At 67.4% G+C, this 24,587-nt stretch carries 18 protein-coding genes and 5 pseudogenes; 18 read left to right on the forward strand and 5 right to left on the reverse strand.

The window, feature by feature from the left end; genetic code table 11:
* The first annotated feature begins 36 nt into the window (after positions 1 to 36).
* From ACQ86A_RS06145 to ACQ86A_RS06190, 10 genes and pseudogenes are all read left to right on the forward strand, one after another.
* Positions 37 to 1,167, forward strand: a complete 1,131-nt coding sequence (locus ACQ86A_RS06145; protein WP_431279700.1) for a magnesium and cobalt transport protein CorA — start codon at positions 37 to 39, stop codon at positions 1,165 to 1,167.
* Between the two features lie 173 nt (positions 1,168 to 1,340).
* Complete coding sequence (locus ACQ86A_RS06150; RefSeq protein WP_431279701.1) at positions 1,341 to 2,420, forward strand: BMP family lipoprotein; 1,080 nt, start codon at positions 1,341 to 1,343, stop codon at positions 2,418 to 2,420.
* A 210-nt stretch (positions 2,421 to 2,630) separates the two neighbouring features.
* Positions 2,631 to 4,165 (forward strand): annotated as a pseudogene (locus tag ACQ86A_RS06155) (ABC transporter ATP-binding protein).
* A gap of 260 nt (positions 4,166 to 4,425) precedes the next feature.
* Positions 4,426 to 5,265 (forward strand): annotated as a pseudogene (locus ACQ86A_RS06160) (ABC transporter permease); the annotation flags it as partial.
* Between the two features lie 156 nt (positions 5,266 to 5,421).
* Complete coding sequence (locus tag ACQ86A_RS06165; protein ID WP_431280387.1) at positions 5,422 to 6,711, forward strand: ABC transporter permease; 1,290 nt, start codon at positions 5,422 to 5,424, stop codon at positions 6,709 to 6,711.
* Between the two features lie 68 nt (positions 6,712 to 6,779).
* Positions 6,780 to 7,205, forward strand: a complete 426-nt coding sequence (locus ACQ86A_RS06170) for a cytidine deaminase (RefSeq protein ID WP_431280388.1) — start codon at positions 6,780 to 6,782, stop codon at positions 7,203 to 7,205.
* A 12-nt stretch (positions 7,206 to 7,217) separates the two neighbouring features.
* Positions 7,218 to 8,528: a thymidine phosphorylase gene (locus ACQ86A_RS06175; protein ID WP_431279702.1), complete on the forward strand. Its 1,311-nt coding sequence runs from the start codon at positions 7,218 to 7,220 to the stop codon at positions 8,526 to 8,528.
* A gap of 65 nt (positions 8,529 to 8,593) precedes the next feature.
* Positions 8,594 to 9,711, forward strand: a pseudogene (locus ACQ86A_RS06180) (adenosine deaminase).
* A 24-nt stretch (positions 9,712 to 9,735) separates the two neighbouring features.
* Complete coding sequence (locus tag ACQ86A_RS06185) at positions 9,736 to 10,197, forward strand: PTS sugar transporter subunit IIA (protein WP_431279703.1); 462 nt, start codon at positions 9,736 to 9,738, stop codon at positions 10,195 to 10,197.
* Positions 10,194 to 10,466 (forward strand): PTS sugar transporter subunit IIB, encoded by a 273-nt coding sequence (locus ACQ86A_RS06190; RefSeq protein ID WP_431279704.1) that lies wholly within the window; start codon positions 10,194 to 10,196, stop codon positions 10,464 to 10,466. Before ACQ86A_RS06185 ends, ACQ86A_RS06190 begins: the two co-directional genes overlap by 4 nt.
* Here the strand turns inward: ACQ86A_RS06190 and ACQ86A_RS06195 are convergent.
* Entirely contained in the window at positions 10,463 to 10,774 is a 312-nt protein-coding gene (locus ACQ86A_RS06195; protein ID WP_431279705.1) for an ArsR/SmtB family transcription factor, read from the reverse strand. The two genes, ACQ86A_RS06190 and ACQ86A_RS06195, sit on opposite strands and share 4 nt — an antisense overlap.
* Positions 10,775 to 10,855: 81 nt before the next feature.
* Here ACQ86A_RS06195 and ACQ86A_RS06200 point away from each other — a divergent pair, with 81 nt between their 5' ends.
* Positions 10,856 to 12,082 carry an MFS transporter gene (locus tag ACQ86A_RS06200; protein ID WP_431279706.1) on the forward strand — a complete coding sequence of 409 codons (1,227 nt, stop codon included), beginning with the start codon at positions 10,856 to 10,858 and terminating at the stop codon, positions 12,080 to 12,082.
* Positions 12,083 to 12,121: 39 nt separating this feature from the next.
* Here ACQ86A_RS06200 and ACQ86A_RS06205 read toward each other — a convergent pair.
* Both ACQ86A_RS06205 and ACQ86A_RS06210 read right to left on the reverse strand, forming a co-directional pair.
* A pseudogene (locus tag ACQ86A_RS06205) lies at positions 12,122 to 13,811 on the reverse strand (phospho-sugar mutase).
* A gap of 44 nt (positions 13,812 to 13,855) precedes the next feature.
* Complete coding sequence (locus ACQ86A_RS06210) at positions 13,856 to 14,689, reverse strand: purine-nucleoside phosphorylase (RefSeq protein WP_431279707.1); 834 nt, start codon at positions 14,687 to 14,689, stop codon at positions 13,856 to 13,858.
* A gap of 104 nt (positions 14,690 to 14,793) precedes the next feature.
* Here ACQ86A_RS06210 and ACQ86A_RS06215 point away from each other — a divergent pair, with 104 nt between their 5' ends.
* The 3 genes and pseudogenes from ACQ86A_RS06215 (at position 14,794) to ACQ86A_RS06225 (ending at position 17,317) form a co-directional block, all read left to right on the forward strand.
* Positions 14,794 to 16,230, forward strand: a complete 1,437-nt coding sequence (locus ACQ86A_RS06215) for an NAD(P)H-quinone dehydrogenase (RefSeq protein WP_431279708.1) — start codon at positions 14,794 to 14,796, stop codon at positions 16,228 to 16,230.
* A 244-nt stretch (positions 16,231 to 16,474) separates the two neighbouring features.
* A pseudogene (locus ACQ86A_RS06220) lies at positions 16,475 to 16,525 on the forward strand (hypothetical protein); the annotation flags it as partial.
* A 327-nt stretch (positions 16,526 to 16,852) separates the two neighbouring features.
* Positions 16,853 to 17,317: an endonuclease domain-containing protein gene (locus ACQ86A_RS06225; protein WP_431280522.1), complete on the forward strand. Its 465-nt coding sequence runs from the start codon at positions 16,853 to 16,855 to the stop codon at positions 17,315 to 17,317.
* A gap of 54 nt (positions 17,318 to 17,371) precedes the next feature.
* On the opposite strand, the gene ACQ86A_RS06230 is transcribed toward ACQ86A_RS06225, so the two are convergent.
* Positions 17,372 to 19,138 (reverse strand): acetyl/propionyl/methylcrotonyl-CoA carboxylase subunit alpha, encoded by a 1,767-nt coding sequence (locus ACQ86A_RS06230; protein ID WP_431279709.1) that lies wholly within the window; start codon positions 19,136 to 19,138, stop codon positions 17,372 to 17,374.
* A 79-nt stretch (positions 19,139 to 19,217) separates the two neighbouring features.
* Positions 19,218 to 19,856 (reverse strand): Maf family protein, encoded by a 639-nt coding sequence (locus tag ACQ86A_RS06235; protein WP_431279710.1) that lies wholly within the window; start codon positions 19,854 to 19,856, stop codon positions 19,218 to 19,220.
* Positions 19,857 to 19,880: 24 nt separating this feature from the next.
* Between ACQ86A_RS06235 and ACQ86A_RS06240 the strand changes: the two genes are divergently transcribed.
* From ACQ86A_RS06240 to ACQ86A_RS06255, 4 genes are read left to right on the forward strand one after another with little or no spacing between them, the layout of a single operon-like run.
* On the forward strand, positions 19,881 to 21,167 hold the full coding sequence (locus tag ACQ86A_RS06240) for a class I SAM-dependent RNA methyltransferase (RefSeq protein ID WP_431279711.1): 1,287 nt from the start codon (positions 19,881 to 19,883) through the stop codon (positions 21,165 to 21,167).
* Between the two features lie 38 nt (positions 21,168 to 21,205).
* Entirely contained in the window at positions 21,206 to 21,865 is a 660-nt protein-coding gene (locus ACQ86A_RS06245; RefSeq protein WP_387061546.1) for a response regulator transcription factor, read from the forward strand.
* The gene (locus tag ACQ86A_RS06250; protein WP_431279712.1) at positions 21,852 to 23,096 is read left to right on the forward strand and encodes an ATP-binding protein; all 1,245 of its coding nucleotides are present in this window, start codon (positions 21,852 to 21,854) and stop codon (positions 23,094 to 23,096) included. Before ACQ86A_RS06245 ends, ACQ86A_RS06250 begins: the two co-directional genes overlap by 14 nt.
* Entirely contained in the window at positions 23,093 to 24,121 is a 1,029-nt protein-coding gene (locus ACQ86A_RS06255; protein WP_431279713.1) for a hypothetical protein, read from the forward strand. Before ACQ86A_RS06250 ends, ACQ86A_RS06255 begins: the two co-directional genes overlap by 4 nt.
* The last annotated feature ends 466 nt before the right edge of the window (positions 24,122 to 24,587 follow it).

Genomic DNA, 24,587 nt, shown 5'->3' on the forward strand with positions numbered 1-24,587 from the left:
CCGCACTGTCGAACACCTGATCCACGGAGGTGACCCATGGCCCCCAACACCAACCGACGCATCCCGATGCCGTTCGTCTCCCGGGCACGACGCGTGGATCCTCCATCAGACCAGGCGGCGACCGACCTCGAGCCCCGCGACCAGCGGCCGAGCATGGTCGACAGTGCCATCTACTCACAGGGACGTCGCGTCGCTTCGCCGCGCTCGCTGGCTGAGACCTACCGTGCGCTCGACGCCACGCCGGACGGCGTCGCCTGGATCGGTCTCTACCGTCCGAGCGCTCAAGAACTCATGTCGCTGGCCGACGAGTTCGGACTGCACCAGCTGGCCATCGAGGATGCGATCGTCGCCCACCAGCGTCCCAAGCTGGAGCGGTACGACGGCGTTCTCTTCGTCGTCCTGAAAGCGGCGAACTACCTCGACGTCCCCGAGGAGGTCGACTTCGGCGAGCTGCACCTCTTCGTCGGGCCGAACTTCGTGATCACCGTCCGGCACAGCGAGTCGCCCGACCTCTCGCATGTCCGTCAGCGCATGGAACGCGAACCGGAGCTTCTCGCTCTCGGCACCCAGGCCATCCTGTACGCCATCATCGACGCGGTGGTGGATGCGTACAGCCCCGTCGTCGCCGGTCTCGCCAACGACATCGACGAGATCGAGACGCAGGTGTTCGGCGGGGATGCGCTGGTGTCGCGACGTATCTACGAACTGTCCCGCGAGGTGATCGACTTCCAGCGGGCGACGCATCCGCTCACCTCGGTGATGATCGCGCTCGAGCACGGGTCGGAGAAGTACGGCGTCACGCAGGAGCTGCAACGTGCGCTGCGTGACGTTGCCGATCACCTCATCCTGGTCAACGAGCGGGTCGACGGATTCAGGCAGCTGCTGCGCGACATCCTCACCGTGAACTCGACCCTGGTGTCCGAACGACGCAACGAGGAGATGGCGCGGCTCGCGCACTCGACGCATCGGCAGGGGGAAGAGGTGAAGAAGATCTCGTCCTGGGCGGCGATCCTCTTCGCGCCGTCGCTCGTCGCGGGCATCTACGGCATGAACTTCACCCACATGCCAGAACTCCAGTGGCAGTTCGGTTACCCGCTCGCCGTGCTCGCGATGCTCGGGTTGAGCAGCGTCCTCTACCTGGTGTTCCGCAAACGCGGCTGGCTGTAACCCGGGCAGGGGACAGCCGATTGTCGCCTGCTCAAATGAGCAGGCGACAATCAGGCGCGCGTTTGTAACGCTTACATGAAGATGCCGAATATTCGAACAAGGCAGTTCGTCACATTCGGTAACGTGAAACCAAATGGCCTCACCCGTAGGCCTGCATCTTGGAGGACACCACCTTGACAACCACAGCGCGTAAGGCCGGCCTGCTCGGCCTTGCGGCGATCGGCGTTATGTCGCTGCTCGCCGCTTGTTCGTCGGCACCGTCGGACACCTCGACGTCCGGCGCAGCGAAGAGCGACTTCCTGCCCTGCATGGTCTCCGACTCCGGCGGATTCGACGACCACTCGTTCAACCAGCTCGGCTTCGAAGGCCTCAACCAGGCGGCGGACAAGCTCGGCGTGAAGCCGAAGTCGGCCGAGTCGAAGAGCGAGAACGACTTCGCTCCGAACATCCAGAGCATGGTCGACGCCAACTGCAACCTCGTCGTCACCGTCGGCTTCCTGCTCGCCGACGCCACGAAGAAGGCTGCCTCGGCCAACCCCGATGTCAACTTCGCCATCATCGACGACAGCTCGATCACGGCTAAGAACGTCAAGCCGATCATCTTCGACACCGCTCAGGCCGCGTTCCTCGCGGGCTACGCATCCGCCAGCTACTCGAAGACCGGCATCGTCGGCACCTTCGGCGGCATGCAGATCCCGACCGTCACCATCTTCATGGACGGCTTCGCCGATGGCGTGAAGTACTTCAACGAGCAGAAGGGCAAGTCCGTCAAGGTCGTCGGCTGGGATGTCGACGCACAGAACGGGCTCTTCACCGGTGGCTTCGACGCCAACGAGACCGCAAAGAACACCGCGCAGGGCGTCATCGACCAGAACGCCGACGTGATCATGCCGGTCGGTGGTCCGATCTACCAGAGCGCCGCAGCGGCGATCAAGGACTCGGGCAAGCCGATCGCGATGATCGGTGTCGACGCCGACGTCTTCCAGTCCGACCCGAGCGTGAAGGACCTGCTCCTCACCTCTGTCATGAAGGGCATGAAGCCGGCCGTCAACGACGTCGTCACCACGGCCGCCGACGGCAAGTTCGACAGCGCCCCCTACGTGGGAACGCTGAAGAACGACGGCGTCGGGATCGCCCCGTTCCACGACTTCGAGTCGAAGGTCGACCCGGCGCTGCAGGGTGAGCTCGACAAGATCAAGGCCGGCATCATCGACGGCTCGATCAAGGTCACCTCGCCGTCTTCGCCGAAGTAGCCAGTAGCACCGAGAGTGTCGGGGAGGTCAGCGAAAGCTGGCCTCCCCGCATTTTGTCCCTCTTACTGTGTTTACCCTTGTGATGGTTGCTCAAGTGAGCACACACTGACATATGTGCAAAAGGTTAGGGTGAAGACGCGCATCGAGGCCCACCTGCCGTTTCGCGCGCTTTCGCTCCACCCGGGCGAGTAGAGAAGGAACCCCACCCGAATGAAGCTCGAACTTCGCGGCATCACCAAACGGTTCGGTGCCCTGGTCGCGAACGACCATATCGACCTGGTCGTCGAACCCGGCGAGATCCACTGTCTCCTCGGAGAGAACGGCGCCGGCAAGTCCACCCTCATGAACGTCCTCTACGGCCTGTATCAGGCGGAAGAGGGGAGATCCTGCTCGACGACGTCGTCCAGCACTTCTCCGGCCCCGGTGACGCCATGAAGGCGGGCATCGGCATGGTGCACCAGCACTTCATGCTCATCCCCGTGTTCACCGTGGCCGAGAACGTCATGCTCGGCCACGAGCAGACCAAGTTCGGCGGCCGACTCGACCTGCCCGCCGCCCGCAAGCGTGTGCGTGAGATCTCCGCCCGCTTCGGCTTCGATGTCGACCCCGACGCCCTCGTCGAAGACCTGCCCGTCGGTGTCCAGCAGCGCGTCGAGATCATCAAGGCCCTCTCACAGAACGCGAAAGTGCTCGTGTTCGACGAGCCGACCGCCGTGCTGACCCCGCAGGAGACAGACGAGCTGATGGGCATCATGCGCCAGCTCAAGGAGCAGGGCACGGCCATCATCTTCATCACCCACAAGCTGCGCGAGGTGCGCGAGGTGGCCGACCGGATCACGGTCATCCGTCTCGGCAAGGTGGTCGGCGAGACCGAGCCCACCTCGACCAACGCCGAGATGGCGTCCATGATGGTCGGCCGTGCGGTGTCTCTGACAGTCGAGAAGCAGCCGGCCACGCCCGGCGACGCCGCACTCGTGGTCGAGGACCTTTCGGTCATCGACCCGATCGGGCAGTTGGTCGTCAACCGGGTGAGCTTCGAGGTCCGCGCCGGGGAGATCCTGGCCATCGCCGGAGTTCAGGGTAACGGCCAGACCGAGCTCACCGAGGCGATCCTCGGCCTCCAGCCCCGCGTCGAGGGCAAGATCCAGCTCGACGGTCAGAGCATCCAGGGGCGCAGCGTTCGCCGGGTGCTCGATGCGGGCGTCGGCTTCATCCCCGAAGACCGCAACGAGGACGGGCTCGTCGGCGAGTTCTCGATCGCGGAGAACCTCATGCTCGACCGGTCGAGCGGTGCGCCGTTCGTCAAGGGCGCGAACCTGCAGCTCGGCTACCTCAACGAATTCGCCGACGAGAAGGTGCGCGAATTCGACGTGCGCACCCAGTCGATCGAGACCAAGGTGGGTCGTCTGTCGGGCGGTAACGCCCAGAAGGTCGTCCTGGCGCGCGAGCTCAGCCGTGACCTGCGGCTCTTCGTCGCGGCTCAGCCCACGCGCGGTCTCGACGTCGGTTCGATCGAGTTCGTGCACAAGAGGATCGTCGAGACCCGCGACTCGGGCATCCCCGTCATCGTCGTCTCAACCGAACTCGACGAGGTGGCCGCCCTGGCCGACCGCATCGCGGTGATGTACCGCGGCGGGATCGTCGGAATCGTACCGGGAGACACCTCGCGCGAGGTGCTCGGCCTGATGATGGCCGGCGAGTCGCCGGCCGACGCACAAGCAGCAGTGAACGGAGCGGCAGTATGAGCGGGACCGAGACGGCCCCGGGCCTGACCAAGCAGGAGACGCCTGGCGAGGAGCCATCGCGCTGGAACAAGGCCGCGCGCGAGATCATGGGCGGCCCCGTCGTCATCTCGATCCTCGCGGTCGTGCTCGCGCTGATCGTGGGCGCGATCCTGATCGCGATCACCGATCCTGAGGTTCAGAAGGCAGCCGGATACTTCTTCGCTCGCCCGGGCGACACGTTCGTTGCGATCTGGAACTCCGTGTCGAGCGCGTACACCTCGATGTTCCAGGGCGCCATCTACAACTTCCGCCGTCCGTCGTTCTCGGCGGGCATCCGGCCGCTGACCGAGACGCTGACCTTCGCCACCCCGCTGATCGTGGGCGGCCTCGGCGTCGCCCTCGCGTTCCGCGTCGGCCTGTTCAACATCGGCGGCCAGGGACAGATCCTCATCGCCGCCGCCTGCGCGGCATGGGTTGGGTTCTCGTTCGACCTGCCTCCCGTGCTCCACCTGGTCCTCGCCGTGCTCGCCGGTATCGCCGGTGGTGCGGTCTGGGCCGGAATCGTCGGTCTGCTGAAGGCGAGAACGGGCGCGCACGAGGTGATCGTCACGATCATGCTCAACTACATCGCGTTCTACCTGATCTCGTACATGCTGCGCACGAAGGGCCTGCTGCAGGCTCCCGGTTCGAACAACCCGAAGGCGCCGCCCATCAAGGACAACGCGATCTTCCCGCCGCTGTTCGGGCCGCAGTACAACCTGACCTGGGCCCTCATCGTCGTCATCGGCGCGACGGTCTTCGTGTGGTGGCTGATCAACCGGTCGAACCTCGGCTTCCGCTTCCGCGCGGTCGGCGAGAACCCGAACGCCGCCCGCGTCGCCGGTATCAACGTCAAGAACATGTACCTCTACTCGATGCTGATCGCCGGTGGCCTCATCGGCATCGCGGGTGCGAACCAGGCGCTCGGCGTGTTCCCCTCGGGCATCAGCTCGGGCGTGGATGCGGGGATCGGCTTCGATGCGATCACCGTCGCGCTGCTCGGGCGGTCCCGGCCGTGGGGCGTGTTCGTCGCCGGCCTGCTCTTCGGCGCTCTGAAGGCCGGTGGCTACACGATCCAGGCGGCCAACGACATCCCGATCGACATCGTGCTCGTTCTGCAGTCGCTGATCGTGCTGTTCGTCGCCGCGCCGCCGCTCGTGCGCGCGATCTTCCGTCTCCCCACTCCGGGGCAGACGCCCCGGAGAGAGTCCCACCGTCACGAAGGAGGTGGCGGCCAAGTGAGCACCGCGACACCGGTCATCCCCGACTCGTCCCCGATCGTTCTCGAGAAGGCGCAGATCCGCAGCTGGAAGGCGCCGATCGCTTTCGGCATCTTCGTGCTGATCAGCCTGATCCTGTTCTTCGGCTTCCCGCGCCACGGAACCAGCACATTCAAGTTCACCGAGACCACCGACAAGGTCGCCCTTCCGAACCTGGTCGTCGACACCTTCAGCACGACGGTGATCGTCACGATCATCCTGGCGATCCTCACCGCAGTCGCCTTCTACCTCTCGTGGCAGGCCCGCAAGGTGAGCCTGTGGCTCGTCATCGGCTTCGCGCTGGTCTTCATGTTCGGCTTCCTGGCCTGGGCGGGTTCGGGCGAGCTGCCCGTTCCCATCACCGGCCTGCTGCTCGGAACCGTCAGCCTCTCGGTGCCCCTGGTGTTCGGTGCCCTCGGCGGTGTGATCTCCGAGCGCGGCGGCGTCGTGAACGTCGCGATCGAGGGCCAGCTGCTCGCCGGCGCGTTCGTGTCCGCCATGACCGCCACGCTCACCGGCAGCTGGGCCGTCGGCCTGATCGCCGCGATGGTGGCCGGCGTACTGGTCTCCTTCGTGCTCGCCGCGTTCTCGATCAAGTACCTGGTCGACCAGGTCATCGTCGGTGTGGTGCTGAACGTGCTCGTCACCGGACTCACGAGCTTCCTCTACTCGAAGGTGCTCGCTCAGGATGCGGCACTGCTGAACCACCCGCCGCGCCTGCCCGAGTGGCCGATCCCAGTGCTCAGCGACATCCCGATCATCGGGCCGGTGCTGTTCCAGCAGTCCATCATCGAGTACCTGATGTACATTGCGATCTTCGTGGTGTGGTTCGGGCTGTTCCGCACGCGGTGGGGTCTGCGCCTGCGGTCGGTCGGCGAGCATCCTGAGGCCGCTGACACCGTCGGCATCAACGTGAACAGCACGCGGTTCTGGAACGTCTCGCTCGCGGGCGCCGTCGCCGGCCTCGGCGGTGCGTACTTCACCCTCGGATCGGTCGGAGCGTTCTCGAAGGAGATGACGGCCGGTCAGGGCTTCATCGCGCTCGCCGCGGTCATCTTCGGACGCTGGGATCCCATCAAGGCCACGCTCGCGGCCCTGCTCTTCGGCTTCGCGACGAACCTGCAGAACGTGCTCGGGACCATCGGCTCGCCGGTGCCCAGCGAGTTCATGCTCATGCTGCCGTACATCGTGACGATCTTCGCTGTCGCCGGTCTCGTCGGGCTCTCCAGAGCTCCGGCGGCCGACGGCAAGCCGTACATCAAATCGTGACGGCCGTGACAGCTCCCGGCAGCATCGCCGTCGATTGGGATGCGCTGCGCGCGGCCGCTTCCGAGGCGATGACGCACGCATACGCGCCGTACTCGAACTTCCCGGTGGGCGTCGCAGCACTCGTCGACGACGGGCGGGTGATCGTCGGCTGCAACGTGGAGAACGCCAGCTACGGCGTCACGCTCTGCGCCGAGTGCGGGTTGGTCTCGCAGCTGCACATCTCGGGCGGCGGCCACCTCGTGGCGTTCACCTGCGTCGACGGGCACGGCAACATCCTGATGCCCTGCGGCCGGTGCCGGCAGCTGCTGTACGAGCACTCGGTCGAGGGGATGCTGCTCGAGACGGTCTCCGGCATCCGCACCATCGACGAGGTGCTTCCGGATGCGTTCGGTCCGCGCCAGCTCGTCGAGTACGCGGCGGAGGAGATCGCGGAAGACATCGCCGATGTCATCGCTGAAGAGATCTCCGAAGACACCGCAAAGAACAACGATTAAGGACACTCCGACTTGACCAGCACCTCCGGTACCGTCGAGGCTTTCGACGCCGTCGACCTCATCCACGCCAAGCGCGACCGCGGCGAACTGTCCACGGCCGAGATCGACTGGCTGATCGACGCGTACACGCGCGGATACGTCGGCGATGAGCAGATGGCCGCGATGACGATGGCGATCTTCTTGAACGGCATGACCCGTCGCGAGATCAAGGACCTCACGATGGCGATGATCGCCTCGGGCGAGCGGATGAGCTTCGAGGGTCTCGGCAAGCCGACCAGCGACAAGCACTCCACCGGTGGCGTCGGCGACAAGATCACCCTGCCGTTGATGCCGCTCGTCGCGACGTTCGGCGTCGCCGTGCCTCAGCTGTCGGGCCGCGGGCTCGGGCACACGGGCGGCACGCTCGACAAGCTGGAGAGCATCCCGGGCTGGCGAGCCAACCTCAGCAACCAGGAGATGTTCGACCAGCTGCGCGACCAGGGCGGCGTGATCTGCGCCGCGGGTTCGGGGCTCGCCCCGGCCGACGGCAAGCTGTACGCACTGCGCGACATCACCGGAACGGTCGAGGCGATTCCGCTGATCGCCTCCTCGATCATGAGCAAGAAGATCGCCGAGGGCACGAGCGCGCTCGTGCTCGACGTGAAGTTCGGCTCGGGAGCATTCCTCAAGGACATCGAGAAGTCGCGCGAACTGGCGCGCACGATGGTGGCTCTGGGCAAGGATGCGGGCGTCGCGACCTCCGCGCTGCTCACCAACATGAACGTTCCGCTCGGACTCGCGATCGGCAACGCCAACGAGGTCCGCGAGTCGGTCGAGGTTCTCGCCGGCGGCGGCCCCGCCGACGTCGTCGAGCTGACGGTCGAGCTGGCTCGCGAGATGCTCGCCCTCGCAGGCAAGACCGACGTCGACGTCGAGGCCGCCCTCAAGGACGGCCGGGCGATGGACAAGTGGCGCGAGGTCATCCGGGCTCAGGGCGGCGACCCCGATGCCGCGCTTCCCGTCGCGAAGGAGACGCACACCGTCGTCGCCGAGCGCGACGGCGTGCTCGTCGAGCAGCAGGCGCTCCCGTTCGGCATCGGCGCCTGGCGTCTCGGAGCCGGTCGCGCACGCAAGCAGGACCCCGTGCAGCACGCCGCCGGCATCGACCTGCACGCCAAGCCGGGCGACACGGTGGTCGCGGGCCAGCCGCTGTTCACCCTCTCCGCTGACGAGCCGGCGCGCTTCGAGCGCGCCCTCGAGGCCATCGAAGGCGCGTACCGCATCGGCGACGCGGGCGACCCCGTGCTCACCGGCGGCCCGCTCATCGCCGACCGCATCTCCTGACACATCGCCGACCGCGTCCCTGATCGCATCTCCTGACACCTCCGCGCACCGATAGATTGAAGACCATGACCGACGAGAACGAGAACTACCGGCTGGCCGACGGAACGGACATCCTGTCCCTGCCGAAGGTGTCACTGCACGACCACCTCGACGGCGGGCTGCGGCCGGCCACGATCGTCGAACTGGCGGGCGGGATCGGCCTCGATCTTCCGGCGACGGATGCGGGGAGCTCGGCGCCTGGTTCGCCGAGAAGTCGAACTCGGGTTCGCTCGTCGAGTACTTGAAGACCTTCGACATCACGACCGCGGTCATGCAGACCCGCGAAGGCCTTTCCCGCGTTGCCCGTGAGTTCGTTCAGGATCTGGGTGCCGACGGCGTCGTCTACGGTGAGATCCGCTGGGCGCCCGAACAGCACCTCGGCGCGGGTCTCAGTCTCGACGAGACCGTCGAAGCCGTGCAGGACGGCATCGAGCAGGGCATCGAAGACGTGCGCGGCACGGGGAGCCCCATCCGGATCGGCCAGCTCGTGACGGCCATGCGCCACAACGACCGCGGCCTAGAGATCGCTGAGCTCGCCGTGCGTCACCGCGAACGCGGCGTGGTCGGCTTCGACATCGCCGGACCGGAGGCGGGCTTCCCGGCCTCGAACCACCGGGCGGCTTTCGACTACCTCGCGTCGCAGTTCTTCCCGACAACCGTTCACGCCGGCGAGGCCGACGGGCTCGAGAGCATTCGCGGCGCTCTTCTCGACGGGCGGGCCCTGCGGCTCGGCCACGGCGTGCGCATCGCCGAGGACATCGTCATCGAGCGCCAGGACGACGAGAACACCTACGTCACGCTCGGCCTGCTCGCCCAGTGGGTGAAAGACCGGGAGATCGCACTCGAGACCAGCCCCTCGTCGAACCTGCAGACCGGCGCGATCGCCGCGTGGGGCGACGACATCCTGGACCACCCGTTCGACCTGCTCTACCAGCTCGGGTTCCGCGTCACGGTGAATACGGACAACCGCCTGATGAGCGGAACGACACTCACCCGCGAGCTGAGCATCCTGGCCGACGCATTCCAGTACGACCGCACGGATCTCGAGGTCTTCCAGCTGAACGCGGCAGCGTCGACGTTCCTCTCGCTGGAAGAACGCGAAGAGCTCGCCGACATCATCACAGCGGGTTTCGAGGGTTCCTAGTTCTCCGACCGATACGCTGAATGCATGCCTCTTCCTCCCCTCCCCGATTCCGCCATCACCGTCGGAGCCCACGCGTCCGACTGGCGTGAAGCCGTGGAGCTCGCGGGGGAGGCGCTCGCCCGGTCCGGCGCGACCGAGGAGGGCTACGCGGCCCGCATGATCCAGGTCATCGACGAGTACGGCGCGTACATCGTCATCGCACCGGGGCTGGCGCTCGCGCACGCTCGTCCGGGTCCGGATGTGCTCACCGACGGCCTCTCGGTCGTCACCCTCGCCGAACCGGTCGTCTTCGGGCACCCGCACAACGATCCGGTGGGCGTGGTGATCGGTCTAGCCGTCGCGACTCCGGATGCGCACGTGACCTCGGTCGCCGAGCTCGCGAACATCTTCAACGACCCGGGCGCGATCCCGGCGCTCGCCGGCGCAGCCGACGTCGCCGAGGTGCAGCGCATCATGGCCGCCAGCGGCGAGGGGGCTACCCCATGAAGATCGTCGCGATCTGCGGTGCCGGAGTCGGCACATCCGGAATCCTCAAGGTCAACGCGGAGCGCGTGCTCAACCGGCTCGACATCGACGCCGACGTGACCGCCTCGGACCTCGACAACGTGGCCAGCGCGGCGGCGAACGCCCAGGTGATCCTGACGTCGCCCGAGCTGGTGGACCGGATCGGTCCGACGAACGCCGACGTGGTCGTCGTCGACAACTACTTCGACCTCGACGAGATCGAACGCAAGCTGGAAGAAGCGCTCGGTTAGACCGCGCCCGCGATCAGTGCGTCGACCAAGCCAGGAAACCGGTCGTCGAGTTCGCGGCGGCGCAGCTGGATGGCGTGGGTGCGCCCGCTGACGATCGTCAGCGTGACGCCTGCCTCGCGCAGAGCTTTGAAGTGGTGGGACAGCGTGGACTTCTGCACGTCGAAACCCCATTCGGCGCCGCTCTTCGAGTGCGGCTCACCGTCAGCGAGGACGCGCACGATCTGCAGCCGGATGGGGTCGGCCAGGGCTCGAAGCACGTCGACGAGCTGCACGTCTGACATCTCGGGCGCCGGGTAGTCGGCCGACATCGTTCCTCCGTCGGGGTCGGTTCGCGAACGGGATCTCCGAAATAGTTTGACAATCATCGAACTATTCTCTACAGTCATCGTATGATCTCCGTCGAACAATCATATCGCAGATCCACTCTGAGCCTGCTCGTGCTCGCACTCGCCATGTTCGTGGTCGGCACGAACGCCTTCGTCATCGCCGGCCTCCTCCCCGACATCGCCGACAACCTCGGCGCAACGCCCACGGATGTGAGCTACTCGATCACGTCGTACTCCCTCGTCGTCGCGATCGCGGCTCCGATCATCTCGATCCTGCTGCCTCGCGTGCCGCGCGCCATTCTGATGGCGGCCGGGCTCGCCGTCTTCGCCGTCGGGGGCGCGATCGCCGTGTCGGCCGCGTCCCTACCACTCTTCATCGCAGGACGGACACTGTCCGGAATCGGCGGTGCCGCGCTCGTACCGACCGCGACCGCGGCAGCGGCCTCGCTCGCGCGCCCCGAGCAACGCGGGCGCGCTCTCGCCATCGTCGGAGCGGGATTCACGCTCGCGACAGCGATCGGCTCGCCCTTCGGCACGGCCCTCGGGGGAGCGGCCGGTTGGCGGCTTCCGCTCTGGCTCCTCGTCGGCATCGCCGTCGTGCTCGTCGTCGCGATCCCGTTGGTCGTCCGCGGCGTGCCGATCGCGCCGGCCGTCACCATCCGTCGCCGCCTCGCCCCGCTCGTCGACCCGCGGGTGCTCGCGCCATTGGGCACGACACTCCTGATGATCGCCGGCTTCAACATCGTGTACATCTTCAGCGCATCCGTCACCCACGCATCGACCGGCGGATCGGGCGCCTTGCTCGCGACGCTCCTCCTCGCCTACGGAGTTGCCGGGATCGCAGGGAACATCTTCGCAGGGCCGCTCACAGACCGGTTCGGCAGCCGGAAGACCGCCGTCATCGCGCTGGCGGGCCAGATCGTCGCGCTGGCCGTGCTTCCGTTCGTGGAGTCGTCGTTCGCGGCGTCGATCGTCGTCTTCGCGGTCTGGGGGATCGCGGCGTTCGCGATCGCGATTCCGGTGCAGCACAGGCTCGTCACGGTTGATCCGGCCTCGTCGGCTCTCGCGTTGTCGTGGTACTCGACGGCTATGTACGTCGGGATCGCCGTCGCACCGCCGATCGGCTCTGCCGCGCTCGCAGTGGGCGGGCCGGCCGCCGTGCCGGCTGTCGGGGCTGTGGTGACCGCGCTGGCACTGGTGCTGTTCCTCGCGGGATACGCGCGGCGTCGGGCGGGAGTGCCCGCGCCCGCCGCCGCGCCCGAGACGTCGCCCGAGCCCATCGCATCCTGAGCGACGGCGACGGCGACGCCGACGCAGCGCCGACCTCGGCTAGGCCGCGGTGAGCTCGCGCATCGCGGCTCCGAGAGCGACGACACGCGCTTCGGCGATCGCCTTGCGCTCCGCAACCGAGCCCTGGTCGCTCGAAGCGTCGATGTAGATCTTGAGCTTCGGCTCGGTGCCGCTCGGTCGCACCATCACTCGTGAGCCGTCCTCGAGCAGGATGCGCAGCACGTCGCTCGGGGGAGCGAGCCGAAGCCGTCGGACAGGTCGTCGATCTGGGTGACCTTCACGTCGCCGAGGGCCGCCGGCGGGGTCGCCCGAAGCGAAGACATGATGCGGTCGATCTCGCTGAGGTCGGTGACGCGGATCGAGATCTGGTCGGAGGCGAAGAAGCCGAACCTCTCGGCGAACGCCCCCAGCCGGCCCTCGACACTGTCGCCCTCGGCGGCGAGGGTCGCCGCGAGATCGAGAAGCGCTGTGGCGGCCGAGATGCCGTCTTTGTCGCGGACGGTCTCCGGGTTCACGAGATAGCCGAGCGCCTCCTCGAATCCGTAGATGAGGCCGGGAGCGCGCGAGACCCATTTGAAACCGGTGAGGGTGTCCTGGAAATCGAGACGGTATGCATCCGCCACCGCCTTCAACGCCGGAGACGACACGATCGAGCACGCCAGGGCACCGAACGCAGCGCCGTCAGACGAGGACGCGGCCGCAGACTCGGCGAGTTCGGCAGCGCGCCAGCCGAGCAGCGCGCCGACCTCGTTGCCGCTGAGGCGACGGTATCCGGCCTCGCTCGACGAATCCGGAATCGCCACGGCGAGCCTGTCGGCGTCAGGGTCGTTCGCGATCACGAGAGCCGACCCGGCCGCTCTGGCGGTCTGGAACGCGAGGTCCATCGCACCCGGCTCCTCGGGGTTGGGGAAGGCCACGGTCGGAAACGCGGGGTCGGGATCGATCTGCTCCGCGACGAGCGTGGGCTCAGCGAATCCCGCCTTTGCGAAGACCTGCTGAGCGGTGCGCCAGCCGACGCCGTGCATCGCGGTATACGTGAACGAGACCGCATCCCGAGGCGCCGACGATGTCGCGACGGCGGCCGTGGCGGCGATGTAGTCCTGCTCCACCGACTCGGGCGCGATCTCGTAGGTCTCGGCCCGCGGCAGGTCGCTGATGCTTCCGGCGGCGACCTCCAAGATGTGGGCGGCGATCTCCGCGTCGACGGGCGACACGATCTGGGAGCCGTGGTCCTCCCCACCCAGGTAGACCTTGTATCCGTTGTCGTTCGGCGGGTTGTGGCTCGCCGTGACCATGACGCCGGCGCTGACGTCGAGGTGTCGTACGGCGAAGGCCAGCACGGGGGTGGGCATCAGCCGGGGAGCAGGATGGCGCGCACGCCCGCGCCCGCCATCAACTCCGCCGTGTCGCGGGCGAACACGTCGGAGTTCTTGCGCCCGTCGTAGCCGATGACGACCGACGGGGTCGAGCCTTCCGCGTGCTCGAGGAGGTAGCGCGCGAATCCTGCCGCCGCCTGGGCGACGAGCACCCGGTTCATCCTGTTCGGGCCACCCGCGATCTCGCCGCGGAGACCCGCAGTACCGAAGGCGAGGCGGGTGTCGAAACGCGAGTGCAGGTCGTCGAGCGCCGGCTGCGAGCCGCTCTCGGCTGCGACGGCGAGCTCCTGCAGCTCGTCGCGGGTCTCAGGATCGGGGTCTTGCGCGATCCAAGAACGTACCTGTTCGAGCAGATCTGCGTTGCCGTCGACAGCGGCGTCTCCGGAGTGCGCGGCGCTCACAGTGCGCCCACGATCTTCGCGAGGAGCGCCCCGATCACGGACTCGGCTTCGCGGCCGGCCTCGATGACCTCCTGGTGGCTGAGCGGGGTCTTCTGGATGCCCGCGGCCAGGTTGGTGATCAGCGACATCCCGAGGATCTCCATGCCGGCCTGACGCGCGGCGATCGCCTCGAGCGCGGTCGACATGCCCACGATGTGGCCGCCGATGGTCTTGGCCATCTGCACCTCGGCCGGGGTCTCGTAGTGGGGGCCGCGGAACTGCGTGTACACGCCCTCGTCGAGGCTCGGATCGATCTGTTTCGCGATCCCGCGCAGTCGCGCCGAATACAGGTCGGTCAGGTCGATGAAGGTGGCGCCCTCGAGCGGGGAATCGGCGGTGAGGTTGATGTGGTCGCTGATCAGAACGGGCGTACCCGGCTTCCACGTCTCTTTGATGCCGCCCGCTCCATTGGTGAGGATCATCGTCTCGACACCCGCCGCAGCCGCAGTGCGCACGCTGTGGACGACGCGGCGCACACCATGGCCTTCGTAGTAGTGGGTGCGTGCGCCGATCACCAGGGCGCGCTTGCCGTTCGGGAGCAGGATCGAGCGCAACGTTCCGACGTGGCCGGCGAGTGCGGGCGCGCTGAAACCGATGATCTCGGTGGCCGGGATGGTCGCGGTCGTCTCACCGATGAGGTCGGCCGCCTTCCCCCATCCGCTGCCCAATGTCAGAGCGATGTCGTGCTTGGTGACGCCGGTCTTCTCGGCGAGCTGTTCTGCCGCCTGCCGTGCGACCTCGAAAGGGTCGGTAGCCAGGTCGTCCAGCGGGTTCGTGATCGTGTCAGACATGCACCAACTCTATTCGGAGGCCGTCGGTGATCGCCTCTGCGAGCGGATGCGCATCGGCGCGGGAACGTGCAGGAGAACACCCGAACGTGCGAGACAATAGAGGCATGGCCTATGAATTCGAGCGCAAGCAGAGAATCGCTGTACTCGGAGGAGGACCCGGAGGTTACGAGGCGGCCCTGGCCGGCGCGCAGCTCGGGGCCGAGGTCACCATCGTCGAGCGCATCGGTGTCGGCGGCTCCGCCGTCATCACGGATGTCGTGCCGTCGAAGAGCCTGATCGCCACCGCCGAAGCAGCCAACGCGATCGGCGAGGCCGCCGACCTCGGCGTGCAGTTCTTCAGCCGGGGCGACCACGGCAAGCCGGTGCGTCCGGATGTCGCCGTCAACCTCGCCGCGGTCAACAAGCGACTGATGGGGCTGGCGCGTCAGCAGTCGGAGGACATGAAGGCCGAACTCGTGCGCTCCAACGTGCGCATCGTCACCGGTGAGGGGCGGCTCGACGGGTCGAGCGCCATCATCGTGTCCACCGCCGCGGGTGACACCGGCACCGACTTCGACCGGATCGAGGCGGACACCATCGTCATCGCGACCGGCGCCAGCCCGCGCATCCTGGCGTCGGCGGTTCCGGATGGGGAGCGCATCCTGACCTGGACGCAGCTGTACGACCTGCCCCACGTGCCCGAGCATCTCATCGTGGTCGGATCGGGCGTCACCGGTGCCGAGTTCGCATCGGCATACACGGCACTCGGCTCGAAGGTCACGCTGATCTCCAGCCGCGACCAGGTTCTCCCCGGCGAAGACGCCGACGCGGCCCGGGTCATCGAGAACGTGTTCAAGCGCAACGGGATGCAAGTGCTCTCGAAGTCCCGCGCCGAGTCGATCAAGCGCACTCCGGATGGCGTGGTCGCCACCCTCACAGACGGACGCACCATCGAGGGCAGCCACTGCCTGATGGCCGTCGGCTCGGTGCCCAACACGGCGGGCATCGGTCTCGAGGAGGCCGGCGTGCAGCTCACCGATTCGGGCCACATCCGGGTCAACCGCGTCGCGCGCACTTCGGTGCCGAACATCTACGCCGCGGGCGACTGCTCCGACCTGATGCCGCTCGCTTCGGTGGCGGCTATGCAGGGACGCACCGCGGTCTTCCACGCGATGGGGGATGCGGTCAACCCGTTCGAACTCCGCAACGTCACCTCGAACATCTTCACCCAGCCCGAGATCGCGACCGTCGGCTGGAACCAGAAGCAGATCGAGGAGGGCATCGCGCAGGGCGACATCTACAAGCTGCCGCTCAAGTCCAACCCGCGAGCCAAGATGCTCGGCATCAAGGACGGCTTCGTCAAGCTCTTCGCCCGCACCGGGTCGGGAACGGTCATCGGCGGCGTGATCGTCGCGCCGCGCGCATCCGAACTCATCTTCCCGCTGGCGCTCGCCGTCGAGCACCGCCTGACGGTCGACCAGGTCGCCCGCGCCTTCACGGTCTACCCCTCGCTCTCCGGCTCGATCTCCGAGGCCGCCCGAGCGATGCACATCGTCCTATAGCCCGCCCGGCCCACCGCCCCACCCCGCCCGCCGGTCCGGAACTCCGGAGAGGTGCGGTGCATTCAGTCGTCGACCCCGGAATTCCGGACTCCGAATCGGCGTGTCGTGCGAAGTCTCCGGAATTCCGAAACCACTCACAGACGTGATCTCTCCACGGGATTCACGCGCGAGCCCCGGCTGATCATCCGTACCTTCACAATCGGTCCATGCAGACCTGGATCGATCGCATCGCCGAGCTCGGGGAGTGGTCAAACTCGCGCAGCTCATAGCGGCCGGAGCAACCTCGCAGCAGTTGACGCGCGCTGTCCGCTCGGGGCAGCTTCTTCGCGTACGGCAGGGAACCTATGCACTGCCGACAATCGCAAGATCCACATTGGAGGCCGCGCGGCTCGGCGGGAGGCTCAGTTGCGTCTCCGCGGCTAGAACATATGGACTTTGGGGCGGGTTGGATGGACGCACTCACGTCACGGTGCAGCCTCACTCCACCCGATTGCCTGCGGTTGCTCCCACCACGGTGACGCATTGGACCCGATCGGCGGCCCACGAGGAAGTATGGAGGGTCTCGCTGGTCGACTGTCTTCGTAGCGTGGTTCGATGCGCCGGCAGAGAGACTGCCGTCGCGGTGATCGATACGGCACTTTCGGCCGGCGCTGTTCGCTACTCCGACGTAGGCGACATCTTCGCGACCGAGCCGAAGTGGGCGCAGGCGATCGCGGCCGCGGCCAAGCCCGGATCGGATTCGGGCGTCGAGTCACTCACCCGTCAGAGGTTGAGCGCGGCCGGGCACCTCGTGGAACAACAAGTGTCGGTGCCCGGGGTTGGCCGCGTCGACCTCAGGATAGACGGACGCCTTTACCTGGAAATCGACGGCTTCGCGTACCACTCGAGCCCCGAGGCTTTCGATCGCGACCGTGCTCGCGATACAGCGATCGCTGTGCGCGGCTCTCGTCGGCTCAGGTTCTCTGCCAATCAAGTGCTGCACGACTGGCGGTGGGTCAGTGACAGCATCGAGACGATGTTGCTGATTCCGGATGTTTCGACAGACTCGCCGCGGAACGCTCCGGAATTTCGGAGCGTTCGGGCGTGAGCGGGTTACGTATCCGGAATTCCGGAACGATCCCTTTGGGCGGTCGTCCGGTGGCTAGACGATGTTGAGCAGGAGGTGACCCGACGACACGGTCTCGCCGACGTTCGCGTTGAGGCCTGCGACGGTGCCGTCCTTGTGGGCGGTGAGGGGCTGCTCCATCTTCATGGCCTCGAGCACCAGCACCAGGTCGCCCTTGACGACCTCGTCGCCGTCCGCGACAGCGAGCTTGACGATCGTGGCCTGCATCGGAGCGGTGACGGAGTCGCCGGTTGCGGTGTCGACGGCGTGTGCTCCGCCTCGGCGCCGCGGTGCAGGAGCGGTAGGTGCTGCGGCCGAGCCGCCGCCGGTGAGGAGCTTGGCGGGCATCGACACCTCGATGCGCTTGCCCTCGACCTCGACGACGACGCTGCTGCGCTGCGCTTCGGGTGCCGCGTCTCCGAGCGACCCAGACCACGGGTCGATCTCGTTGACGAACTCAGTTTCGATCCAGCGCGTGTAGATCGAGAACGGCTCGCCGTCCTGCGGTGCGAAGGCCGGGTCGCGCACGATCGCGCGGTGGAACGGGAGAACGGTCGGCAGACCGGCGACCTCGAACTCGTCGAGGGCGCGTCGCGCACGCTCCAGCGCCTCGTCGCGGTTCGCACCGGTGACGATGAGCTTGGCGAGCATCGAGTCGAAGGCTCCGCTGATCACGTCGCCGGCCTGGATGCCGCTGTCGACACGAACGCCGGGGCCGCCCGCCGGCTTGAAGACGTGAACGGGTCCGGGCGACGGGATGAAGCCGCGGCCCGCATCCTCACCGTTGATGCGGAACTCGAACGAGTGCCCGCGAGCGATGGGGTCGTCGTAGTCGAGCTCGCCGCCCTCGGCGAGGCGGAACTGCTCGCGGACCAGGTCGATGCCCGTGACCTCTTCGGACACAGGATGCTCGACCTGCAGTCGCGTGTTCACCTCGAGGAACGAGACGGTGCCGTCCTTGCCGATGAGGAACTCGCAGGTGCCGGCGCCCAGGTAGCCGACCTCCTTGAGGATGGCCTTGGATGCGCTGTACAACTGCTCGGTCTGCTCAGCAGTGAGGAACGGCGCAGGTGCCTCTTCGACGAGCTTCTGGTGGCGACGCTGCAGCGAGCAGTCGCGGGTGGAGACCACGACGACGTTGCCGTACGCATCCGCCAGGCACTGGGTCTCGACGTGGCGCGGCTGGTCGAGGTACTTCTCGACGAAGCACTCTCCGCGGCCGAATGCTGCGATGGCCTCACGCGTCGCCGACTCGAAGAGTTCCGCGACCTCGTCGCGGGTGCGGGCGACCTTCAGGCCGCGGCCTCCTCCGCCGAACGCGGCCTTGATGGCGACCGGCAGACCGTGCACGTCCACGAAGTCGAGAACCTCGGAAGCGTCGGCCACCGGGTTGAGCGTGCCGGGGGCGAGCGGTGCGCCCACCTTCTCGGCGACGTGCCGCGCGCTGACCTTGTCACCGAGACGTTCGATGGCCTCCGGCGACGGGCCGATCCAGGTGAGGCCGGCTCCGATGACCGCGCGCGCGAAGTCTGCGTTCTCGGCGAGGAATCCATATCCCGGGTGCACGGCGTCGGCGCCGGAACGGCGGGCGACGGAGAGCAGCTTCTCGATGACCAGGTAGGTGTCGGCGCTCGTCGAACCGTCGAGCGCGTACGCCTCGTCGGCGAGCTTCACGTGCATCGCGTCGCGGTCCTGGTCGGCGTAGACGGCGACGGCGGCTATTCCGCTGTCCTTCGCCGCTCGGATGACCCGGACGGCGATCTCGCCCCGGTTGGCGATGAGGACCTTGGTGATACGTGGCACAGTTCTTTAGCCTATTCGTCCGTGAGGGTCCCCTTTTGGGTGAACCCGACAAAAATCATGGGGCCGCTAGTCGGGATGCCTACAAAACTCGGTTCCACAGGCTCGGCCAGTCGACGCCCAGTTCCCGAAAGAGATCGCGCAGCGTCGCGAGCGACAACCCTACGACAGTACTCGGGTCGCCCTCCACCCGCGTGATGAACGGACCGCCCAGGCTGTCGATCGTGAACGCACCCGCTACCTCGAGGGGTTCTCCGCTCGCCACGTACGCGTCGATCTCCGAATCCGTCACGTCGGCGAAGGTGACCGCCGCGACCGCCGTGCGACCGACGGACACGTTCTCCACGCCGCCGCGGTGATCGATCAGGTAATGCCCCGAATGCAGAAGGCCGGTCCGTCCGCGCTGCGCACGCCAGCGGCCACGGGCCACCTCGGGCTCGTGCGGCTTGCCGTAGATCTGTCCGTCGAGCTCGAACGCCGAGTCCCCGCCGAGGATGAACCCGTCGATCGGGGAGCCGTCGAGGTCGCCGCGCACCGCCTCGGCCTTCAACCGGGCGAGCAGTTGGACCATCGCGTCCGCAGGCAACGGCCCGTGCTCGGCCTCGGCCGCGGCGACCGCCGCCTCTTCATCGACGTGCGAGGGGACGACGACGGGTTCGATGCCCGCGGCACGCAGCAGCGCGAGGCGGGCCGGCGAGGTGGAAGCGAGGTAGAGGCGCATGGATTCCTGTGGGATGCTCGACGGATGCCCCAGAACGATCAGGCCCGGGAAGTCCAGAAGGTGGACGTGGTCGACCTCGACATTACCAACGTCGCCCACGGCGGTGTCTTCGTGGCCCGGCATGAGGGCCGCGTCGTCTTCGTGCCCGACACGATGCCGGGGGAGCGCATCCGTGCACGGGTCACCGATCGCAAGCACGACAGCTTCTGGCGGGCCGAGACGCTCGAGGTGCTCGAAGCGTCTCCCGAGAGGCAGCAGCACGTCTGGTCTGCCGCATCCATCGACCGGGCTCCGGATGTGCGTGCGGGTGGCGCGGAGTTCGGCCACATCCGCCTGCCCCACCAGCGAGAGCTGAAGCGGCAGGTGCTCGCCGACGCGCTCCAGCGGATGGCGAAGCTGGAGTCCGACGTCACGGTCGAGCCCGTGGGCGACGAGACCATCGACGGCACAGGATGGCGCACCCGCGTGCGACTCCAGGTCGACCGCGCCGGCACGTTCGGCCCGTATGCGGCCCGGTCGCACACGGTCGTCCCGGTCACCGACCTGCCGCTCGCGACCGAGCTCGTGCAGGAGACCGTCCCGTTCGGCCAGTCGTTCCCCGGCGCCGAGTCCATCGACGTGATCGCGACCGGGACGGGCGCCGCGCACGTCATCGTCAACGAGCCCGCGGTGAAGCGTGGCAAGCGCACCGTGCGACCGCGGCACCGCCCCATGCCCATCCGCGAGGTCGTCGGCGACCGCGAGTTCCAGCTCGACGTGCGCGGCTTCTGGCAGGTGCACCGTCGTGCCGCCGCCACGCTGACCGAGGCCGTGCAGTCGGCCGTCGACGAGGCTCTCTTCGACCCGCGGGCCGCAAACCTCGATCTCTACGGCGGCGTCGGCCTGCTCGCGGCCGCCCTCGGCGACCGCTTCGGCAGCACCCTCCGCATCACCTCGGTCGAGAGCGACGAGGCCGCCACCGACAACGCGGCCGAGAATTTGGCCGAGTGGTTGGGCGCATCCGTCGTCACCGATCGGGTCGAACGGTTCGTGTCGCGACTCGCCGCCGATTCATCCGCGACCGACCGGTCCCGGCTGCGCGCCGCGACGGTCATCCTCGACCCGCCGCGCTCGGGCGCCGGACGCCCGGCCGTGGATGCGCTCGCCTCGCTCGAACCGGCTCAGATCGTCTATGTGGCCTGTGATCCCGTGGCGTTGGCCCGAGACGTCGCGCTCTTCGGCGGCCACGGGTACGAGCTCCGCACCCTCCGCGCCTTCGACCTCTTCCCGAACACCCACCACGTCGAGGCGGTCGCCACGCTCACGCGGTGAGCGCTTGGTAATACATGCATCCCACTACGATGGACAGCATGGTACGCGTGGCAATCGTCGATGATCACGAGTCTGTGCGCCTGGGGCTCAAAGCGGCCTGCCAGGACGCCGGCTACGAGGTGCTCGTCACCGCGGCCACCGTCGACGAGTTCGTCGAACTGCTCGGCTCGCAGGAGTGCGACGTCGTCGTGCTCGACCTCTCGCTGGGCGACGGGTCGCGTGTCACGGACAACGTGAAGCGGGCTCAGGCCACCGGCGCAGCCGTGCTGGTGCACAGCATCGCCGACCGGGTCGCCAGCGTTCGTGAGGCGCTCGCCGCGGGTGCGGCAGGCGTCATCCCGAAGTCCTCTCCGACCACCACGGTCATGAATGCGATCAAGACGGTCGCGAGCGGTGACGTGCTCAACAACCTCGAGTGGGCGACGGCTATCGACGCCGACAGCGACTTCGCGAAGGCCCAGCTCGGTCGACGGGAGAGGGATGTGCTGCACCTGTACGCATCCGGGCTCCCGCTCAAGGCGGTCGCCGCACAGCTCGGCATCGCGAACTCGACGGCTCGCGAGTATCTCGACCGTATCCGCGTGAAGTACGTCGAGGTCGGGCGTCCCGCGCCGACCAAGGTCGACCTGCTTCGCCGTGCCGTGGAAGACGGCATCCTGCCCGGGCTCGACCCCGACACGGGCAATGAGCGCAACTAACGCGGTCGAGAGGTCCCTGCCGGGGGCCACCCAGCCACGGAATCCGATCAGCCGAGCGCGCTTCGAGCGCATCGCCGGCCGCAGCGTGTCCGCCTTCGGGCTGGTCTTCGGACTGCAGACGTTCCCCGCGGCGCTGTCGCAGCTCGGCAGCGTCAAGGAGCCGTGGGGCGTAATCGAGGTGACTGTCGTCTTCGCCGGGCTGGCGATCATCCCCGTGCTCGCCATCATCCAGAAGTTCGTCAAGGCGGCGATGGGCACCCTGTCCATCGTGTTCCTCATCGCGATCGTGACCTGGCCGCTTCTCGCTCTCGATCCGAACGCGATCGGCGAGAAGCCCTGGGTGTGGTTCCTCTGTTCTGTGTTCACCGCCTTCGCAGCAGTGGCCTTCCCGCTCTGGCTGGCGACGGCGTACACCTTCGTTGTCCCGATCGCCTACGGTTTCGTGCGAGCGTCGCCATCTGGCGGAGGCGTCGGAGCCGAGATCGCCGGCCTGGACGCGCTCTACGCGATCATCCTCGGCGGTGTCATCCTCGTGATCATCGCCATGCTGCGACAGGCGGCGTCCACGGTCGACGCCGCGCAGAGTCAGGCACTCGCCAAGTACGCGAACGCCGTGCGGCAGCACGCGACGGAGGTCGAGCGGGTGCAGGTGGATGCGATCGTCCACGACAGTGTCCTGACCACCCTCCTCTCCGCCGCCAGCGCGCGCACCCCCGAAGCGAAGGAACTCGCCGCGAGGATGGCGTCCGACGCGATCGGCCACCTGCACGCGGCCGAGGCATCGAGTCCCGAAGACCAGTCCCTGGTGGGGCTCGACCGGCTGAGCGAGCGCATAACGACCGCCGCCGAGGCCTTCTCGTCGCCGTTCAAGCTCGACGTTCGGGATGTGGAGGTCCACACCCTGCCCGTCAACGTCGCTGAGGCGGTCTATTCGGCGACGGTGCAGGCGATGGTCAACAGCATGCAGCACGCCGGCGGCCCCGAGGTCGGTCGCACGCTCGCGATCCGAGGCGGCAGTCCGCTCGCTACGGTGCACATCGTCGTCGCCGACACCGGGCGTGGCTTCGACTACCGCGAGGTGCCGGCCGAGCGTCTGGGGCTGCGCGTGAGCATCCGGGAACGTCTGTCGAAGGTCGGAGGCCACGCCCGTATCGACTCCGAGCCCGGCGGCGGCACGACCGTGACCATCCTGTGGCCGTCGTCCGAAGTGGATGCGGAGGTCGGCTCGTGATCACCCTTCCCCGGTTCCTCTTCCTCGGCCTCGGGGCCCTGTTCTCGGCGTACCACCTCTTCCTCGGGCTCTCGTCGCTGTCGATCCCCGTGAATCCGGGACCGCCGATCGCCGCGATGATCCTGTACGCGATCGCCACCGTGATCAGCCTCTGGCCGACCAGCCCCACCAAGATGCCCCTCTGGCTGGCGGCGTTCGATCTCGCCGTCTGTGTGGCCATCCCCATCCTGGTCACGAGCCAGCTCGACCCCACCAAGGACAACGGGTACGGCACCTGGTACGTCGCGGCCGTCGGCACCCTGATGACTATCGTCGCTGTGCGCCGCCAGCAGTTCGCTGCGTGGATCGGCGTCGCCTACCTGGCCGTGCAGACGATCGTCTGGGCAGGTGTGCCTGCTCTTGCCGGACTCGGAGTGATCGGCTCGGTCGTCTGGGTCGGCGTCGCCGTGGTGATCTCCGGATCGCTGGCCAAGGCCGGGCGGGATGCGCTGCAGTTCGCGCGAGCGGAACGCGAGGCCACGGAGTGGCAGGCCGCCCAGGAGGCCCACGTGATGGAGCGCCAGATGCGGCTGCGGCAGACCTACCGGGTCGCCGCCCCCATGCTCGCGGAGATCGTGCGCCGCGGGGGCGACCTCACCGAGGCCGAGCGCCGGGAATGCCGCTACCTCGAGGGTGCGATCCGCGACGAGATCCGCGGCCGCCGCCTCCTCAACGACGACGTGCGCCGTCAGGTGATGGATGCGCGCCGCCGTGGCGTCGTCGTCAGCCTCCTCGACGAGGGCGGCATCGACGACCTCGACGACCGGTCCCTCGGCGTCGTGCTCAAGCGGCTCGCCGACGCGATCCGGGGGACCACGACCGACAAGCTCATCGTGCGCACCGTGCCCCGCTCGTCGAAGACCGCGGTCACCGTCGTCGGCCTCAGGATGTTCGACGACGGCAACGCGAACGCCCTCGGCGCCGACACGGAGGACGACGAGGTCGACCTCTGGCTGGAGATCCCGCGCCCCGTGCGCGAGCCCTGACGCCTCTCGCGCCCGCCCGCTCGCGCCTGCCTCGCGATCTGAGCACGAGGGGTCGCGACACGCCGTTGGCACGCGGCCACTGACGGCGCGTTGCGACCCCTCGTTGGTCTGCCGACGATGAGTGGTCCCGAATTGCCGTGTAATCACGTGATTACACGGCAATTCGGGACCACTCAGTCAAGTGCCGGGGCAGCAGCGTGCGGGAGTGCGAAGCGAGCGAAAAGCCCCCGGACATGGAGAAAGGGGCCGGCACCCGAATGGCCGGCCCCTTTTCAAACCCCGAGTCAGGGCGACAACCCGAATATCGCCCTGACTCGCCCCCAAAACACTCGCCCGCTTACCCTAGTCGGCGAGTGATTGGCGGTGTAACTCACGAGGAGAGACACCTAGCAATAACAATATTGGCGTCGGGGCAAGAAATTGCAAAGTCGTCATTTTGGAGGACACGTGGGGGACAATTTCCAGA

This window comes from Leifsonia poae, from assembly GCF_050632195.1.
In the GTDB taxonomy this organism is placed as follows: Bacteria; Actinomycetota; Actinomycetes; order Actinomycetales; family Microbacteriaceae; genus Leifsonia; species Leifsonia poae_C.